Here is a 15,687-nt window from a genome sequence, read left to right as displayed (position 1 = left end):
GACGACCGCAAGACGACTCGGCCGCGAATCGCCCCGAATCGCCCGCAGTCGCTGAAGATCGCCCAGAATCCACAGCCGATCGTCCCTGATCGTTCCCAAAAAACGGGCAGGACATGTGAAGTTGGCCACCCAGCAAGCCGGGCATCCACACTTCACTCGGCCTTATTCGCACCACGGTGCTCAACGGGCGGCCTCGCGGCCGAACACCCAGACCGGCACGGCAACACCGCGTAGGTGTGTCGCAGCAACCGGACCGAAGTAGCGGCCGTCGAACGAGGCGGCGTGCTGATCGGAGAGCAGCAGCACCTGGCCTTTGGGTAACACCAGGTCGAGGCGGAGCTGGGGCAGCGGCCGACCGCTCGGATCCATCGAGCGCTGGCGGCTGTTCGGGACCCGCACGCCATTGACCGTAGTCACCGTCTGCTTGATGACGACGTGATCGCCGCCGACGGCTACGACCCGCTTGAGCAGTGGGCTGCTACCGGCAGGGCAGAACCCGGGACTCAGGTAGCCGCGCGCCAGCGCGGTAGTGAACACCGGCTCGCGCGGCGGACAGAACAGGACCCGATCGCCCTTGATTGCTGGACGATGGAGTTGCCAATACAGCCCGACGGGAAAAGAGGCGGTGGGGTTGACACGGGCGCCGGCAAGGCCCAACAGGCCGAACAGCGCGAAGCCACTCATCAGGCTCACCAACACCCGCCTCATCGCGGCTCCGACCCAACTACCGGCCCATGGGCGGCACCCAACCCGTCATCGCGCCCTGAGTCATCGACGAACGTATCGTTCACCCCCGGCGCCGGGATCTCAGCTCGTGCCTGAAACACCGGATCCTGAAAGTACAACGGTTGGCGACCGTAGATCGCCGGCCGTCCGGCCGCGAACACCACCATGTCGCCCGGCGTGGTGATGTGGCCCTGGGCATCCTTCTGTGGCCCGGGCATACGGAGCGCTTCGTCGACCGTCAGCAGCGGGCGCTGGACTTCCTGCAGCGACTTCGAGGCCTGACCGAGCCAGCCGGTCCGTTGCCCGCTCATCGTCACGGCCGTTTTGACGATCGTCGTCTGGCCGGTCATCTTGGAGAGGTATTCGGCCGTCTCCACCCGGTTCGGCGGATAGGCGTTCTGGATGTGGCAGTTGGAAGTGATCGACTCCTCGGGACCGTAGCCGGTCTCCCGGGCTTTCAGCTGGGTCAGGTCCTGGCAGATCAGGTAACACTTGATGCCGTAGCCGGCGAGGAAGGCCAGGGACTCCTGCAGGATCTCCAGTCGCCCGAGGCTGGCGAACTCATCCAGCATCATCAGCAGGCGATGCTGGTAATGCGGTTTCGGCCGGCCGTGCTCAAAGGCCATCTTGCCGGCGAGATTGCGGATGATCAGATTGATCATGACCCGGAGTAAGGGCCGCAGGCGGGCTTTGTCGGTCGGCTGGGTAATCAGATACAAGGTCACCGGCTCGTCGGCGTGCATCAGATCGGCGATGCGGAACTCCGAGCGTGACGTGTTCTGGGCGATCACCGGATCGCGGTAGAGCGACAGATAGCTCTTGGCGGTGGAGACCTTGGAGCCGGATTCCCGCGCTGGGGTATCGATCATGTCGCGGCCGTACTGGCCGATGATCGGATGGCGCTGGCCGTTGGCGTGCAGGGTCTCGACCATCTCGACCCACAGCTCCGCGACCGGTTGCTCCGGATTGGCGAGCAGCGCATCGACCGCGGCGAGAGTCGCGGGCGTGCCTTCGTTGAGCCGCTTGTACAGCACATGCAGGATGCAGCCGACCAGCAGCGCCTGGGCACTCTTCTGCCAGTGATCGTTCAGGCCCCGGCCGTCGGGATCGACCAACAGCGTCGCCAAGTTTTGCACATCGCCGACTTCGTATTCCGTCCCGAGCCGGATCTCGTCGAGCGGATTGAACGCGACGCAGTCGGTGGCCGAGGCCGGCTCGAAGCGCAGCACCCGGTTTGCCGCATGGCGCTGCCGCCAGCCGGCGGTTAGCGCCCACAGTTCGCCCTTCATATCGGTGACGACCGCCGAGTGCGGCCAGCTCAGCAAAGTCGGCACGACCAGCCCGACGCCCTTCCCCGAGCGGGTCGGCGCGTAACAGAGGACGTGTTCCGGCCCGTTGTGGCGAAGGTAGTGGAACCGCGCTGGTCGCCACCAGCGCTTTGGTTCGATCCAGGCGCCGACGTAGACGCCATCGTTGGCGAGCAGCCCCGCGGCTTCGATGTCGTCCCGTTTGGCCCAGCGCGCCGAGCCGTGCAGGTCGACTTCCGGCGAGGCGGTGTTCTCGGCGATGCGGCGGCGGATCTGCAGCATCAGCAGCCCAGCGGCGGTCACGCTGAGTCCGATCGAACCCGCGCGCATCAGGGCCTCGCTACACTGCGTATGCCACTCCAGTCCCCAGGTCACGATGCGCCACGGCGGATAGATACCGGAAAAGGACGTCCCCAGCGCCGGCTGTCCGCCGTATTCATGGGAAAAATACTGGGTGGCGGACGCTAGGCCGAGCCCGAGCAGACCGAGCGCGGCGAACACCGGCTTCCTTCCTCGACCCGACACCCGCCCGGTTTCGGACGGCGGACCGGCGCTGTGGAGCCGGCTCAACGGGACCGCTCCTCGTCATCACGCGCCGCGTCGCGGCTTGGCGCCGGATTGCGGGACTTCAGAGAGGCAGCCCCCGGCGATGGAGTCCTCATCCTATCCGCACTCCGCTCCAAACCCGGTCGCTGGACTTTAGTTGGAGCAGCGCGCCGGCGCGACTCCAACTTCTGCCACTGCTTCCAGGAATGCAGCGGCTGTTCGGCCTGGAGCTGCTTCCGGGCTTGCGTGTAGGCGGTCTTCGCCTGCTGGATCTCGCGGTGCAGCTGGCTGCGGATGGTCTGATAGGCGATGGTCGCCGCGAGGCCTCGCCCCAGCAGCTTCACCGCGGCGCGGCGCAACTTGGCCTGCCGGCGGGCCTCGGCGATGCGGCGTTCGCGCAGCGCCTTGGCCACCCGCCGCGCTTCGTTCTTGCGCACGCGCGCCGCACTACGCTCGGCCAGATAGGTCGCATACAGTGCGGTTTGCTGCGTCCGTTCTTGTAAGGTCTGGCGGCGATAGCTGCGGACCGGAGCTACAACCGTCGCTGCTGGCGTCACCTCCCGCCAAGGTCCGAGCCGCGCCTCCAACGCCGGCAGCGACAACGCGCGGCTGACCGAAGAGGCCTTGCACTGCGTCCCGTCGCCGGCGACGAACACCGCGCCGTTGCCACGCCGCCGGAAGCTCAGATCATTTTGTTGCAGGGCCGCCTGGAATGCCGCCCAACTCGGGGCTTGCTCCAGGTCGGCCTGACATTGGGACTTGATCCAGGCCAGCAGGCTGGCGACGCCGGTGTGGGCGGTCAGATCCCGGGCCTGCGCCGCGGCGGTGGATTGCTGAGCGGTGTGCGGATCCCGCTCCAGGCCGAACTCGACTTCCAGCTCGGCGCACACTTTCGCGCGGGTCCGATGGTCGTAGTACGGCTCGTGCAGGTTGAACGTCCGCGGATGGATCTTGTTGATCGCGACATGTAGATGCAGGTTATCGGTGTCGTGATGCACGACGCTGATGCGCTGGTGCTCGCCGAAGCCGAGGGCTTCACATAGCCGGTCCTCGATCGCCTGGAGTACAGCGGAATCGGGCTGCTCCCCCTCCCGGAAGCTGATGATCATGTGATAGGTCTTGTCCGAACGAGCGCGTTGGTTCAGCGCCTGGACCGCCTTCATCTCGGCCGCGGCCCAGGCGGCATCGACGGCCTGACAGTTCGTCACGCGCACTGCCCCCACGCGCTCGGCGAGGCCTTGGCCGTTGGTCATATAGCCAACCAGGTCTTCCGGGTCGCCGACGGACTGCTCATCGGTCAGGTAGTCGATCAACCCGGCCATGCTGCTTTTGCGCTGCGCACGCATACGGACCTTCTTGGCGATCATGGCGCGAGCAGGGAAATACAATGACCCGGCAAACTCACACCCGCTGCACGGTGGCGAGCAGCGTGGCCTGCAGTGTCTTGAGCTCCGCCAGCATGGCACTGATGTTCCGCGTCAGCGTGGCGCGCTCCAGGACGCTGAGCCGGTCGTCGTTGTGGAGCCACTGTTCGAGCAGCTCGCCGATGCGCGCGAGTTCGCGGTTCGCACGACTCAACGCCAATACCGCCTCGGCATCGAACACGCCGGTCACCGGATGTCCCAAACCAAGATTACGGAGATAGGCGGCGGTCGAGAGCCCACACCGCTGGGCCTGACTCTTGATCGCGACGGCTTCGTCCGTCCGCACCGGGACGCGCAGGCAATAACCAGAATTCCGGTTATCGGCCATGACCGGTCCTGAGCGTCGTAATGGAGGTCGGTTCGTGTGGCGGCATCACGCGCACTGCAACGTGTTTGGCGAGCCAGAGGGCCCAGCGCGCCGCGGTCTTGATCAGCTTGCCGCGGTAGATGGCGTTGTAGCGCGGGGTGCGGCTGTGATAGTTGGCCGCGCGGGTCCACAGATCGCCGCGATCGCGGGCGAGATGACCGGCCAGACGCCAGGCGGCGAGCTCGAATGGGTAACAGTCGGCACCGGCCACGTCCGCCGGTTGAATGCCGAACTGGGCGAGGCCCGACAGGTAATGGGTGTTGAACTGCAACGGACCGACGTCGTGCGTGCCGTTGGTATTGCGGACGCGCTGGCCCGGTCGCCCGTTCTCGATCTCGGCTACCGCCAGCAATATATTGGCCGGGATGGCATAGCGCTGGGCGGCTTCGACGGAACAGACGATGCGTTGCTCCAGGTGCGGGGGCGGCAACGCGTTCATGCGGACCGCTCCGTGTCGGCCGCGAATGCTTCTCTGGATCCCGCCAACCCTGCGGACAACGCCGACTCGCTCGCGCTCGGATCCGCCAAGACAGCATCGCCCAGCGTGCTATCCAACGCCGCCTCGGCCTGCCCGGCACGGATGCGCTCGAACAAGGCTTTGGCACCGGTGACTTCGGCGGCACTGTGGAGAGCACCGCCCATACGATGGGCCGCGATCGAACCAGCGGCGGAGGCCAGGCCACCGACTGCCAGGGCCGTCCCGGCGCCGAAGGTACCGATCCCGGCGTGACTGAAGCCATGACTGACGATACCGGCCATCAGGCCCGGCAACCGGTCGAGCAACAGGAACAGGATCAGCACCACGACCAGGATGACGGTCACCTCCTTAATCTGGATGCCGCCGCTCATCGCGGTGAAGTATTGGGTCAGGATCGAACTGCCGACCCCGAGCAACAGGATCATCGTCATCAGGCTGAGCCCGATGCCGAGCACGGTCTTGTAATAGCTAAGCGCAATCTCCGAGGTCCAGCGGCTGCCGCCGAAGCCCAGCAGGATGCAGCCGGCATAGAGCACGATCCAGCCGGCGCAGAATTGCACCGTGAGGTTGGCGGCGATCAAGGCCAGAATGATCAGGATGGCCAGGGCGACGGTGATGCCGACCAGCGAGACGATCGGGCTGGTCAGGCTCATCGCATCGTAGGTCTTGAACGCCAACTCAAAGCCGAGGTCGAGCACGCCCGAGGGTGCAGTGATCCCGGCGCCCATGGCATTCCCACCAATACGAACCAGGGTGTCGACGAGCGCCTTGCCGATCGCCGGACCGTGCAAGAGCAACCAATAGAAGAACCCCAGCGTCAGCGTGAAGCGGACGAACTCGGCGAAGAACTCCTGCGGGTCGGCCTGGCGCAGCACCAACGTGCCGCCGGTCCAGACCAGGCTGATCACCGCCAGACTCCAGAACAGCGTGCCGGCATAGCCCAGGATCACTCCGCCCCAGGTCGCGGCGACGGTGTGGAAGCGGTCGGTGACATTGGTCAGGATGCCGGCGTTATCGATGGCGGCTGAGGCGTCTACGGAGATCAGCATCAACGATACGATCACCCCACCCGACCATGTGATGGGATTCCGTGACAGAGGCCTTCCCACGCAGTCCCGAGACGAACCCATCATCCTCACGTGGCTGCCCAACCCAGACGTGGCCACATTGGGATGAGGTCGACCCGGAGACGGGAGTTGCAGCCTCCGCGCCTCAATACTTCGCATAGTTCAACACCGGGCTTTTCACGAACTGCCCAGCCAGCGCGGCCTGATCGGCCGCCTGTTGCACGGCTTCGCGGTTCATCAGCGTGGCATTCCGGGCATTCTCGGCCGCCTGCTGCTGCAGCATGAGCGTCCGAATCGACAACAGGTTGTTGGCATTGGCCGCGGCGAGTTGATTCGAGGCGCCCAAGAGTTCGTTCCGCCCTTGCGCTGTCTGCGCGAGGCGCTGCATCGCCCCGAGATCGGTGGCGTCCTGCTGCACCTGCCTCTGCCCTAGCTCGACGCCACGCAGCTGCGCGTCGTTGGCCTTCTTCTGTGCCTCACTGGCCGCGCGGTCGCGGGCATGGATCGCCTGGATCTCGGCCCAGGTACACCCGCGTGCGGTAAAACACGGGGAGCCGGCGTAGTAGCCGGCGCTCTGGAAGCGGGAGAGATAGGCTTCGACGCCACCGCCTTCGGTGTAGTAGCGCAGCAGATCGGCATAAGAGCGGACCCGTTGGTAGGTCAGCGTCGCTTCATTCCAGACCCACGCCACCGGCGCGACGGTGTTCTTGACCATGTCCTCGTACTGCTGCAACTGCAGCGCATAGTCGCGAACCTGGTTCTCGACCTGTTTCACGGTGTTGGCGGCGGTGGTGGTCGCCTCGGCCAACACGGCGGTATCGAGTACGAAGTCGATACTGTAGGCCGGCGCACTCAGCGCCGCGATGACACAAAAGCTCAGCGAGCGGGTTCGGAGTTGCATGGGAGTCCTCAGTGGGCAAAGGGCCGATACGGCCGGTTGAAGGTCAGGTCCTTGGTCGCCACCACGGTCAGCCTGTAACCGGCATGCACCGCGATGGTCGGGGCGACGTTCAGGTTCTTCATCAGGACCGCCGCCCCGGCCGCGCCGAGTTGCTGGCCGAGCGCCGCGGAAAGGGTGCTGCCGGCAGTCTGTTGCAGGCCGAGTCCGCCCGCCCCGCCCTGCGGCTGCTGGGAGTAGGTCGCGCCGGCGGTGATCAGGCTCATCAACAGGGCGTTGCCGAACACCCGCCCCATATGCGTATCGACCTCGCCCGAGAGGCCGGTCAGGCCAGCGCCGCTGGTCCCGGGCTGCTCGCCGATGTCCATCGCCTGTCCATCCGGGAACACCAGCCGCTGCCAGGCGACGAAGACGCGTTCCTGCCCGGCCGACACCTCGTTCGAGTACACGCCGATCAGGCGCGTGCCTTGCGGGATCAACAACTGCTCGCCCGTCGCACTGTCGTACACCGGTTGCGACACCTGGGCGATCACCGGTCCCGGCAATTGGCTGTTGATCGCGCTGATCATCACGGCCGGGATGACGAAGCCGGTGCGGAGCACGTAGGCGGTCTCCTGCGGTTCCGGGCGGTTGTCCAGGCGCCAGCGATCCGCCGAAGGAACAGCGACCGGTATGCGGTCGTCGGCCGAGTCATCAGGGCGCGCTGGCCCGTCGGCGGTCGCGCGCTTCAGTTGGGCTGATTTGGTTCCTCGGGGTGCTCGCCAGCCCTCCAGCGGCCCGCTGGTCGGCCCTTTGACGGCCTCTTCGAAGGCGCTTTGCTTCAGCTGGCGAAGGCGCTGCACCTCCGGATCCGGCGCAGCGTTCGGCTGCAACCGCGGCGGCAGCGGGGGATGATCGAGATCCACCGCGGCGACAGCCACGGGAACCGCAGTTGCCGGTTCGATCGGTGCTGGCGGAGGCGGCGGTACCGGCGGGCGCTTAGCCGGGATCATCCCGTTCGGGTAAGCCCGGGTGAGGCTCTGGGCAAAGCGCGTGGCGTTCCCGCCCTGCGGCTTATCTTCGGCACCGGACGCCGGCGGCTGTGCCCGTTTGACGGCGACCAGCGCCATGATTACCAGGAACCCAAGTACGGCGAGCCCGGTGAACACCAGCGGCAGGTTGTTGACGCGGCGCACCCCGGTGCGGGCGCCACCCGGCGAGGCCGCCGGCGACATGCGACTCGTCATGGCTCAGTCCTGCCGCGTCCAGGCGCTGGCGGGCTGCAGTGCGCCGCCCTGCGTCCCATACAGCCGCTGCAGCGAGCACCCACCGACCTGGATTCGCACCCGATAGTGGTTCAGGTCCGGACGATCGACGACGTAGGTCAGCGCGCCCGCTGTACCCGGCGTCGCCGGTTCGATCGCGTAACCCGCCTTCCGCAGCTCGGCCACCAGCGCGCTCAGGAACGGCTCGTCCTTAGATTCGTTCACCGCCAGCCGCGTGCTCGGGGCGGGCCAGACCACCCGCATCGCCGCGGCGGTATCCTCCGCCAGGCGCACCGCTTGTGGCGCCGGGACCTGAGCCAAGTTACCGGTGTGGGCACAGCCACCCGCGAAGAGAATCGCCAGGGCCAAGACGAGAGGCACGAGATGACGGTTCATCGACCGCTCTCCTTCCCTTCTCGGGTGATCGTCACCTTGGTCTGATGCTCACCGGCCCCGGCAATCAGCAGCATCCGCTCCGGGATGCTGTCGACCACGTAACGATTGCCTTGCACGCGGTAATTGACCATGACCTCTTCGGCCTTCTCGCCCCACGGCCAGAGGCTGTCCTCACCGCGCAGCACCAACAGGCTCGGGGCTTCGGTCTGGGTCAAGGTCTCCGGCAACTGCAGAATGGTCTTGCGGCCGTCGTTGAACACGCGGACCGGCTTCCAGCTCGCCTCGCCCTCGATCCGATAGTTGAAGTCCAGGCGGTCGAGGTAAGCGGGGTGACTCACCGATCCTGAAGAAGCTCCATCGTCCGATCCGCCAGCCCCGCCTATCCCGTGTCTCTGCCGCTCCCGATCGGTGGCCTTGAACGCCGCCCACTGTTGGTGGACATCATCCGGATAGGCGAACGACACCCGCGGCATGTATTCAGTCCGGTGCGAGACCAGCTGCAGGTAATAGGTCCGCCGGTCGGTGGTGATGATCAGACTGGTGCGGAGCCCCACATCCAGCGGCTTCAGCATCACGTGCTCGATCTCGCCTTGGGGGGAACCGGAGCGCGCCGGTTCGATGCGCCAGCGCACCTGATCGCCGGCATTGAAGTTCGAGATGATCTCGCCCGGCTGCAACTCGATGTCGCAGACTTGGATGACGGCACAGACCACGCTCGGTTGCGTCGCGCCGAACAGGAACTGCACCGAGCCATCGCCGCCGGCGACGGGTTTGATGCCGGTGGCACTGGCAGTACGCCAGCGTTGACCGATGGCAAGACCGGCTTTCTCTTGCGGGGACAGGGTCGGGTTCTCCGGGTTGAAAAAGGGCTCCGGCACGCCCTCAACGGGCAGTGCCAGAGCCAACACGGGGAGGAACGCCAGGAGATAAATCAGTTTCATGCTTGCCGACTCCACGACAGGTCTTTGATGAACAGGCCCAGGGGGTTCTTGCGGATCTCGGCCTCGGTGGTGGCCGAGGTGGTGGGCACGCAATAGACGGTGATCAGCGCCGTCATGCGCTGCGGCGGGGCTTTCGGTGCCCCGTCGCGGGTGTAGGTGGTCTCGCTCCAGTCAACCCGCCAGGTGGTCTCGCTCTGCGGTAGCACCGAATGGATCTCGACCGCGACCGTCTCGGTCTCGGCGCGGCGGAAGGGACTCGAGTCTTCGTTCTCGCCATACCAGGCGTTCAGCTTGGCGGTGGCGGGGTCCTGTGGATTAAGCAACGCGTAGACCTTGAAGATCGCGTCGCGCTGTAAGCTGACATCCGGCGTGACCATCCTGGCGGAGGTGATCCAAGTCGCGAGGCTCGCATGGATGATCCGCTCATCGGCGGCACTGGCCCGGTCGGCGATCTGGACGGCCTGCAGTTGGCCGAGCTGATCGACTTCGACCACATACGGAATGAACGTCGACTGCGCGCCGAGGTATAGCGCCCCGCCGATAGCGACAGCGGCGATACCCAGCGCACTGACCGCGACCAGTTGCCAGATGCGCGCGGCATGCAGTGTGGCGCCGACATGGGCGTTCCACTGGATCCGTGCGGCGAGATAGGGATTGGTAGCGGGCTCGGTCATGCAAAGTCCTCCAAGGTGAGTCCGCGGCGCTGCAGCCACGGATGAATCCAGTCGGCGCCGTGCTGGGCCTCGAGCTGCCGGATGGTGGCGATGGACTCTTTGTCACTAACGCCGATGACGCTCAGCGCCAGGGGTCCCAGCGCGAGTTCAAACAGCCGCCGGCCTTGTTCCGAGACGGCGTAGTAGTGCTGCTTCGGCTGCGCCGTCGCGACGATCTCGATCTGCCGGGCGTTGAGACCCATGCGGCCGTACAAGGCCGCGGTGTCGGGATCGCGTGCGTGCAGGTTCGGGAGAAAAATCTTGGTGGCGGTCGACTCGACCAGCACGTCAAGGATCCCGGACCGGGCCGCATCGCTGAGCGACTGGGTGGCCATGACCACCGCGCAGTTGGCTTTGCGCAGCACCTTCAACCACTCGCGCAGTTTGTCCCGAAACACCGGATGACCCAGCATCAGCCAGGCCTCGTCCAGCAGGATCGCAGCGGGTTGACCTTTCAGCGCCCGTTCGATGCGGCGGAACAAATAGAGCAGCACCGGCAAGGCGTATTTCTCGCCGAGCGCCATCAGGTCCTCGATCTCGAATACCGTCAGCCGGTTCAAGGCCAGACCGTCCTGCTCGGCATCCAGTAGGTGGCCCATCGCACCGTCGACGGTGTAGGGCTTCAGGGCTTCGCGAATGGCGTGATCCTGGACGCTGAAGCAAAACGCACTCAGCGTGCGTTCGCCGGAGCGGTGGATCCCTTTCAGGGCTTCGGCGATGGCGTTGCGCTGGACCGGGGTGGTGGTGACGTTGTTCAAGGCCAGCAGCGTGTCGAGCCACTCCGCCGCCCAGGCCCGGTCGTTGGCCGTCTCCAGGTATTGCAAGGGGCAGAAGGCCAAGCGTTCCTCATCCCCAGCGACGCAGTAGTGCTGGCCGCCGGCGGCTTTCGTCAGCGCGAACAGCGACAGGCCCTTGTCGAAGCCGAACAGGCTCATGCCGGGGTAGCGCAGGAATGAGGCCGCCAGCAGGCCCAACAGCGTCGACTTCCCGGCCCCGATCGGGCCGAAGATCAGTGTGTGCCCGACATCGCGCACATGCAGGTTCAGCCGGAACGGCGCGGCACCGCGGGTAATCGCCTGCAACAGCGGCGGTGAGGCGGGGGGATACAGCGGACACGGCGCCTGCGGTAATCCGGTCCAGACCGTCGAGGTCGGCAGCAGGTCGGCCAGGTTCAGCGTGTTGAGCAGCGGCCGGCGGACGTTCTCGTAGCCGTGGCCCGGCAGACTGCCGAGGAAGGCCTCCAGGGTGTTGACCGTCTCGATCCGGGCGACGAACCCCAGGCCGTTGATGATTTTCTCGACCCGCCGGGCGGCTTGCTCAACAAGGGAACGGTCCTCGTCCATCAGTACCACGACGCTGGTGTAGTAGCCGAGACCGACCAGCCCCGAGTTCACTTCGGCCATGGCCGCTTCGGCATCGGCGACCATCGCCATGGCATCCTGATCCACCGGTCCGCGGCCGGTGTTAAATACCTGATCAAAGAAGCCGCGGACCTTCTGCTGCCACTTCTTGCGGAACGTATCCAAGGCCGCCAGGGCTTCGTGGCCGTCGAGCGGAATGAAACGGCTGGACCAGCGGTAGGCGATGGGCAATTCGGCCAGGACATTCAACAGGCCCGGGGTCGACTCCAGCGGAAAGCCCTCGATGGCAACGCATTGGATGAACGAACGGCCGAGCTTCGGAATGACGCCGGTCCACAGTTCCTGTCCGCCGATCAGCGCATCCAGGTAGATCGGACACGACGGCAGGATCACCGGCTGCGGGCGACCCGTGATGCAGGTCTGCAGATGACTGAGGCCGTCATCCAACGTCAACGTCGTGCCGTCTTCCTGGAGAACAGTGCGCGAGCGCAGCCGCTGCAACGTCAGCACCGTCGACAGCCGACTCTCCAGCGCCTCGCAGGATCGTTGAAAGCGCTCGACCAAGCCGCGCGTCTGGGTGTGGCCGTCGGGCCGTTCACTGTCATCGTCGAACAACAGGGCGACGAACTTGGCTTCGGCCAGCAGTGGTGGCAGCCAGGTCACGGTCAACACGAACTGACCTTCATAGAGCGTGCCCAGTCGCTCGAATAGCCGGCGGCGCTCTGCGTCGAGCGCCGCCGTCACGGGATCCGGGAAGTGGGTGGCCGTGCGGTCCGGATACCCCGGTGCCGGACGGCGAATGGCATCGACGTGGAGCATCCAGCCGGAACCAAGGCGCGCGAGTGCCTCGTTGATCCGGAGAGATACCCGTTCGCGCTCGGCCTCGGGGCTGCTGGCCTGATCGCCGCCGGTGTAACTCCAGGCGGCCATCAGGGCGCCGTTCTTGCCGACGATGACCCCATCGGCCACCACCGCGGCATAGTTCAGCAGATCGGCCACCCCGGCGGCAGTAGAGCGGTGTGGGCGCAGGCGCTTGGGTACTGTGAACATCAGCGTCGCACCGTGCGGTTGAACCGGAAGGGCGTCGAGCGAGCCGGGTAATACACCGAATAACGCCGATGGCGGAGATAGACCGTCCGCAGCAGCGGATCGGCCTGCGCCATGCGGCGGAACAGCGTCAGCGCGGTGAGCCACAGCGCACAGCCGAAGCCGGAGGCGAGCCAGTCCTGGGCGGCGAACACCAGTGCGAAGGCCAGCACCCCGGTGAACATCACGCCTTCCCGGTCACCACCGAGGAACAGGTGCGGGCGGTTACCGGCCCGATGGATGGGCGTGGCCCGCAGGGTCATGTCGTGACCTCTGCGGTCCGGGTCTCGTCGCCAATCAGTGCGCCCTGACCGAAGAAGGTGCCCATCAGGTTCTGGGCACCGACCGTCAGGGCCATGACCAGCACCAGGAAGATCAGGCTGCGGAAGAAGTTGTTGAGTTCGCCGCCGAAGATCAGCACGCCACCGGCGACGACGATGCCGATGATCGACACCGCAAAGGCGACCGGGCCAGTCACGGAGGTGCGGAGCGCGGTGAGCCAGGCCTCATACGGCAAGGCCCCGCCGGCACCGACGGCGGCGTTGGCCTCGAAGGGAATCGCCAGCAGGAGTAGCAGGGCGAGCGTGAACCACGCCAGCCGTGGCGGAACGGCTGCCAGAGTCGGGCAGCAAGGGGGAAGGGAAACAGCGCAAGGTACAGTAGGGAATGACATCGAGGACCTCGGGGTCAGGTGGGAAGAAACAGGTACTGGCCATCGCGGTAACCGCTCAGGTGCAGGATCTCGGTGACGCGTCGGCCTGCGGGCGTCAGCGCGATGTGCACGACCACATGCACCGCCTCGCTGATCAGGGGTTCGACGACGGCGGGGGCATGGGGATGCTGGGTGACGTAGAGCGCGAGCTTGGTCAGCCCGCCGCGGGCGTGGTCGGCATGCAGCGTCGCGACGCCGCCGCTGTGGCCGGAGTTCCAGGCCAGCAGCAGGTCCAGCGCTTCGGGACCGCGCACCTCACCGACGATGATCCGGTCCGGGTTCATCCGCATCGCGGTGCGGACCGCGCGGGTCAGGCTGAAATCGGTGGTCGCGACATAGGCCACACTGTTCGGCGCCCGGCACTGGATCTCGCCGGTGTCTTCGATGATGAACAGCCGCTCGTCCGGTGCGTGGTCGACGATGGCCTGCAGGATGGCGTTGGTGAGCGTGGTCTTGCCGCTGCCGGTCCCACCGACTACGAGGATGTTGCGATGGGCCACGACGGCGTCGAGCAGCAGCGCGTGCTGGTCGGACGACAGGACGCCGGCGGCGATGTAGTCATCGAGGGTCAACACCGCCACGGCGCGCTTGCGGATCGCGAAGGCCGGCGCCGTCACGACCGGCGGGATTTGTCCGGCGATGCGGCTACCATCGAGTGGCAAGACGCCTTCGAGCCAGGGCTTCTCAGCGGTGATGGTGGTCTGGAGCGCGGCGGCGAGCGTACGGAGGGCCATCTCGGCCTGGGCGGCACACATCCGGCCGATCGCCTGCATGGGTTCCCCGAGCCGGGCTTGCCACAGCACCCCGTCCGGGTTCAGCAGCAGGTCGGTGGTCTTGGGATCGGCAAGCGCAGACAGGACGGCCGGGCCGAAGTGGCGCCGCAGACTCTCGTCCAGGCGGGCGGCGGACGAGGTGATGTCCGGAACGGCAGCGGTCACTGCGACTCTCCTATAACGGAGTCCATCGCAGGCGAGACTGACGGCGAGACCTCCCCGGTGCGCGCGAACGCGCACCGCGTCACCCAAAATAGGACTGTCTCAGGATCAGGAAGCACGCGGCTGTCTCCACGAAAAGCGTGGAGACAGTGTCGCGAAAGCGCCGCGTGTTGTGCGGGCGAAAGCTCACCAGAATCGGCCGCTTTCTCGGGATTTTGGGCGTGAAGCCGAGAACGGACCCGTCGAGCGGAGTCAGGGCGTTACCGAGGGGCGCTCACCGCCATGAAGGCGGAAGAGGGACGTTGGTGGGTCCCGAAAAGGAAATCCGGAGAAAGAGCGCGAAAGTGGTGAGCTTTCGCGCCCCCAAATGCGACGCCGGCGCTTAGCCTGTTCGGCAGTTGAATCCAGCACGGCCCCACCGGGCACCGCCATGCCGTTTAGTGAAAGAACCCTCTCGACCGACGTTTCGGTCGACGCTCAAACAGTCCCGGGCACTGGCAGCCCGGTCGATCACACTGAAGCAGTGCCCGAAAGGGCGGCGGTCACAGCCGGCGTCCTGGCGGAACGCATCGCCAGCATCGCCGCAGCGAAGGCGCAGTGCGGGAGTCTGCCGAGGTCGATGCCGTCCTGGCCGGACGTATCACGGGGCGCACCCAACGTGCTGCTGCGCTCAGCGCTGTTCGCCGGCGTCCAGGGACGACAGCGGCAAGTGTTCAAGAAGCGGACGCTTCTGGCGTCGACGCAGGACATCGAACTGAAACTGCAAGGCGTCCAACTCGACCAGTCGGATCTCGATGTCTGGCTGCAGATCCTGCACCTCGCCCGCCACCAACTGCCGGGCTATCCGGTGACGTTTAAGGCCCACAGCTTGCTCAAGGCAATGGGCCGCGGGATCAGCAAACCGCACTATGCCTGGCTGGCCGACTCGCTGGCCCGGCTCAGCGGCGCGCTGGTCGAGGTCACATTCAAGGGACGGCACACCTTCGGCGACCATCTGCTGCGGTACTACCGGGATGAGGACACGCAGACCTACGTGGTCGAACTGACGCTGGAAATGTGTCGCCTTTTCGCCAGCGGGTATACCTACCTCGAGTGGGAGCAGCGGCAGCAACTGCGGCGGAAACCTCTTGCGCTCTGGCTACACGGCTATCTTTGCAGCCATGCCACGCCTTACCCGGTCAAGGTGACGACGTTGCACCGACTCTCCGGCAGCTCGGCGCAGAATCTGCGGGACTTCAAGCTGCGCGTGCGCTCAGCGCTGCAGGATCTGGTCGCCATTGGCGCATTGGCCGAGGCAACGCTCACGGATGACGGCCGGGTGATGGTCAAACACACAACCGATCAGTAGCGCTCCTCTCCGATCTCGCCGAGACGAATTACGGCTCCGATCGGGCGAGAACGGGCCGTCCATAATACCAACACGTCATCCGAGCAACCTCCTCAGGGCTGAGCCAGCTCAGCTCCCTCGGGCACCGGGCTTGGCAAC

Annotated in this window: 16 protein-coding genes; 1 reads left to right on the top strand and 15 read right to left on the bottom strand. The window is 65.8% G+C overall.

Annotated features, from left to right (window positions below; translation table 11 throughout):
* Window positions 1-180: 180 nt before the first annotated feature.
* The 15 genes from traF to trbB form a co-directional block, all read right to left on the bottom strand.
* A complete protein-coding gene (gene traF / locus ACW73L_RS11340; RefSeq protein ID WP_498922060.1) occupies window positions 181-708 on the bottom strand; it encodes a conjugative transfer signal peptidase TraF in 528 nt (175 codons plus the stop codon).
* A complete protein-coding gene (locus ACW73L_RS11335; RefSeq protein WP_498922058.1) occupies window positions 705-2,603 on the bottom strand; it encodes a type IV secretory system conjugative DNA transfer family protein in 1,899 nt (632 codons plus the stop codon). The genes traF and ACW73L_RS11335 overlap by 4 nt, the downstream gene beginning before the upstream one ends.
* A complete protein-coding gene (traI, locus tag ACW73L_RS11330; RefSeq protein ID WP_498922057.1) occupies window positions 2,600-3,946 on the bottom strand; it encodes a TraI/MobA(P) family conjugative relaxase in 1,347 nt (448 codons plus the stop codon). Before traI ends, ACW73L_RS11335 begins: the two co-directional genes overlap by 4 nt.
* A gap of 34 nt (window positions 3,947-3,980) precedes the next feature.
* Window positions 3,981-4,331, bottom strand: a complete 351-nt coding sequence (locus ACW73L_RS11325) for a plasmid mobilization protein (RefSeq protein ID WP_498922056.1) — start codon at window positions 4,329-4,331, stop codon at window positions 3,981-3,983.
* The gene (locus ACW73L_RS11320; protein WP_498922054.1) at window positions 4,321-4,809 is read right to left on the bottom strand and encodes a lysozyme family protein; all 489 of its coding nucleotides are present in this window, start codon (window positions 4,807-4,809) and stop codon (window positions 4,321-4,323) included. The genes ACW73L_RS11325 and ACW73L_RS11320 overlap by 11 nt, the downstream gene beginning before the upstream one ends.
* Window positions 4,806-5,897 (bottom strand): P-type conjugative transfer protein TrbL, encoded by a 1,092-nt coding sequence (gene trbL, locus ACW73L_RS11315; protein ID WP_498922052.1) that lies wholly within the window; start codon window positions 5,895-5,897, stop codon window positions 4,806-4,808. The genes ACW73L_RS11320 and trbL overlap by 4 nt, the downstream gene beginning before the upstream one ends.
* A gap of 163 nt (window positions 5,898-6,060) precedes the next feature.
* A complete protein-coding gene (gene trbJ / locus ACW73L_RS11310; protein WP_498922051.1) occupies window positions 6,061-6,816 on the bottom strand; it encodes a P-type conjugative transfer protein TrbJ in 756 nt (251 codons plus the stop codon).
* An 8-nt stretch (window positions 6,817-6,824) separates the two neighbouring features.
* A complete protein-coding gene (locus ACW73L_RS11305) occupies window positions 6,825-8,039 on the bottom strand; it encodes a TrbI/VirB10 family protein (protein WP_498922050.1) in 1,215 nt (404 codons plus the stop codon).
* A 3-nt stretch (window positions 8,040-8,042) separates the two neighbouring features.
* The gene (locus ACW73L_RS11300) at window positions 8,043-8,453 is read right to left on the bottom strand and encodes a conjugal transfer lipoprotein TrbH (RefSeq protein WP_498922048.1); all 411 of its coding nucleotides are present in this window, start codon (window positions 8,451-8,453) and stop codon (window positions 8,043-8,045) included.
* Window positions 8,450-9,394 (bottom strand): P-type conjugative transfer protein TrbG, encoded by a 945-nt coding sequence (trbG, locus tag ACW73L_RS11295; RefSeq protein WP_498922046.1) that lies wholly within the window; start codon window positions 9,392-9,394, stop codon window positions 8,450-8,452. The genes ACW73L_RS11300 and trbG overlap by 4 nt, the downstream gene beginning before the upstream one ends.
* The gene (locus ACW73L_RS11290) at window positions 9,391-10,068 is read right to left on the bottom strand and encodes a VirB8/TrbF family protein (protein ID WP_498922044.1); all 678 of its coding nucleotides are present in this window, start codon (window positions 10,066-10,068) and stop codon (window positions 9,391-9,393) included. Before ACW73L_RS11290 ends, trbG begins: the two co-directional genes overlap by 4 nt.
* Entirely contained in the window at window positions 10,065-12,518 is a 2,454-nt protein-coding gene (locus ACW73L_RS11285) for a VirB4 family type IV secretion/conjugal transfer ATPase (RefSeq protein WP_498922042.1), read from the bottom strand. The genes ACW73L_RS11290 and ACW73L_RS11285 overlap by 4 nt, the downstream gene beginning before the upstream one ends.
* Window positions 12,518-12,817: a conjugal transfer protein TrbD gene (locus ACW73L_RS11280; RefSeq protein WP_498922040.1), complete on the bottom strand. Its 300-nt coding sequence runs from the start codon at window positions 12,815-12,817 to the stop codon at window positions 12,518-12,520. The genes ACW73L_RS11285 and ACW73L_RS11280 overlap by 1 nt, the downstream gene beginning before the upstream one ends.
* Window positions 12,814-13,227, bottom strand: a complete 414-nt coding sequence (locus tag ACW73L_RS11275; RefSeq protein ID WP_498922038.1) for a TrbC/VirB2 family protein — start codon at window positions 13,225-13,227, stop codon at window positions 12,814-12,816. Before ACW73L_RS11275 ends, ACW73L_RS11280 begins: the two co-directional genes overlap by 4 nt.
* A gap of 14 nt (window positions 13,228-13,241) precedes the next feature.
* The gene (trbB, locus tag ACW73L_RS11270; protein ID WP_498922036.1) at window positions 13,242-14,204 is read right to left on the bottom strand and encodes a P-type conjugative transfer ATPase TrbB; all 963 of its coding nucleotides are present in this window, start codon (window positions 14,202-14,204) and stop codon (window positions 13,242-13,244) included.
* Window positions 14,205-14,724: 520 nt separating this feature from the next.
* Between trbB and trfA the strand changes: the two genes are divergently transcribed.
* The gene (gene trfA / locus ACW73L_RS11265; protein WP_498922034.1) at window positions 14,725-15,549 is read left to right on the top strand and encodes a plasmid replication initiator TrfA; all 825 of its coding nucleotides are present in this window, start codon (window positions 14,725-14,727) and stop codon (window positions 15,547-15,549) included.
* Window positions 15,550-15,687: the final 138 nt, after the last annotated feature.

This window comes from Methylolobus aquaticus, assembly GCF_054172105.1.
Note: the sequence above shows the minus strand (reverse complement) of the source record. Positions and strands in the feature narration are given on the sequence as shown.

Coding starts and splice junctions, on each gene's coding strand:
- traF (WP_498922060.1), bottom strand. CDS start 708: ATGAGGCGGGTGTTGGTGAGCCTGATGAGTGGCTTCGCGCTGTTCGGC.
- traI (WP_498922057.1), bottom strand. CDS start 3,946: ATGATCGCCAAGAAGGTCCGTATGCGTGCGCAGCGCAAAAGCAGCATG.
- ACW73L_RS11325 (WP_498922056.1), bottom strand. CDS start 4,331: ATGGCCGATAACCGGAATTCTGGTTATTGCCTGCGCGTCCCGGTGCGG.
- ACW73L_RS11320 (WP_498922054.1), bottom strand. CDS start 4,809: ATGAACGCGTTGCCGCCCCCGCACCTGGAGCAACGCATCGTCTGTTCC.
- trbL (WP_498922052.1), bottom strand. CDS start 5,897: ATGCTGATCTCCGTAGACGCCTCAGCCGCCATCGATAACGCCGGCATC.
- trbJ (WP_498922051.1), bottom strand. CDS start 6,816: ATGCAACTCCGAACCCGCTCGCTGAGCTTTTGTGTCATCGCGGCGCTG.
- ACW73L_RS11305 (WP_498922050.1), bottom strand. CDS start 8,039: ATGACGAGTCGCATGTCGCCGGCGGCCTCGCCGGGTGGCGCCCGCACC.
- ACW73L_RS11300 (WP_498922048.1), bottom strand. CDS start 8,453: ATGAACCGTCATCTCGTGCCTCTCGTCTTGGCCCTGGCGATTCTCTTC.
- trbG (WP_498922046.1), bottom strand. CDS start 9,394: ATGAAACTGATTTATCTCCTGGCGTTCCTCCCCGTGTTGGCTCTGGCA.
- ACW73L_RS11290 (WP_498922044.1), bottom strand. CDS start 10,068: ATGACCGAGCCCGCTACCAATCCCTATCTCGCCGCACGGATCCAGTGG.
- ACW73L_RS11285 (WP_498922042.1), bottom strand. CDS start 12,518: ATGTTCACAGTACCCAAGCGCCTGCGCCCACACCGCTCTACTGCCGCC.
- ACW73L_RS11280 (WP_498922040.1), bottom strand. CDS start 12,817: ATGACCCTGCGGGCCACGCCCATCCATCGGGCCGGTAACCGCCCGCAC.
- ACW73L_RS11275 (WP_498922038.1), bottom strand. CDS start 13,227: ATGTCATTCCCTACTGTACCTTGCGCTGTTTCCCTTCCCCCTTGCTGC.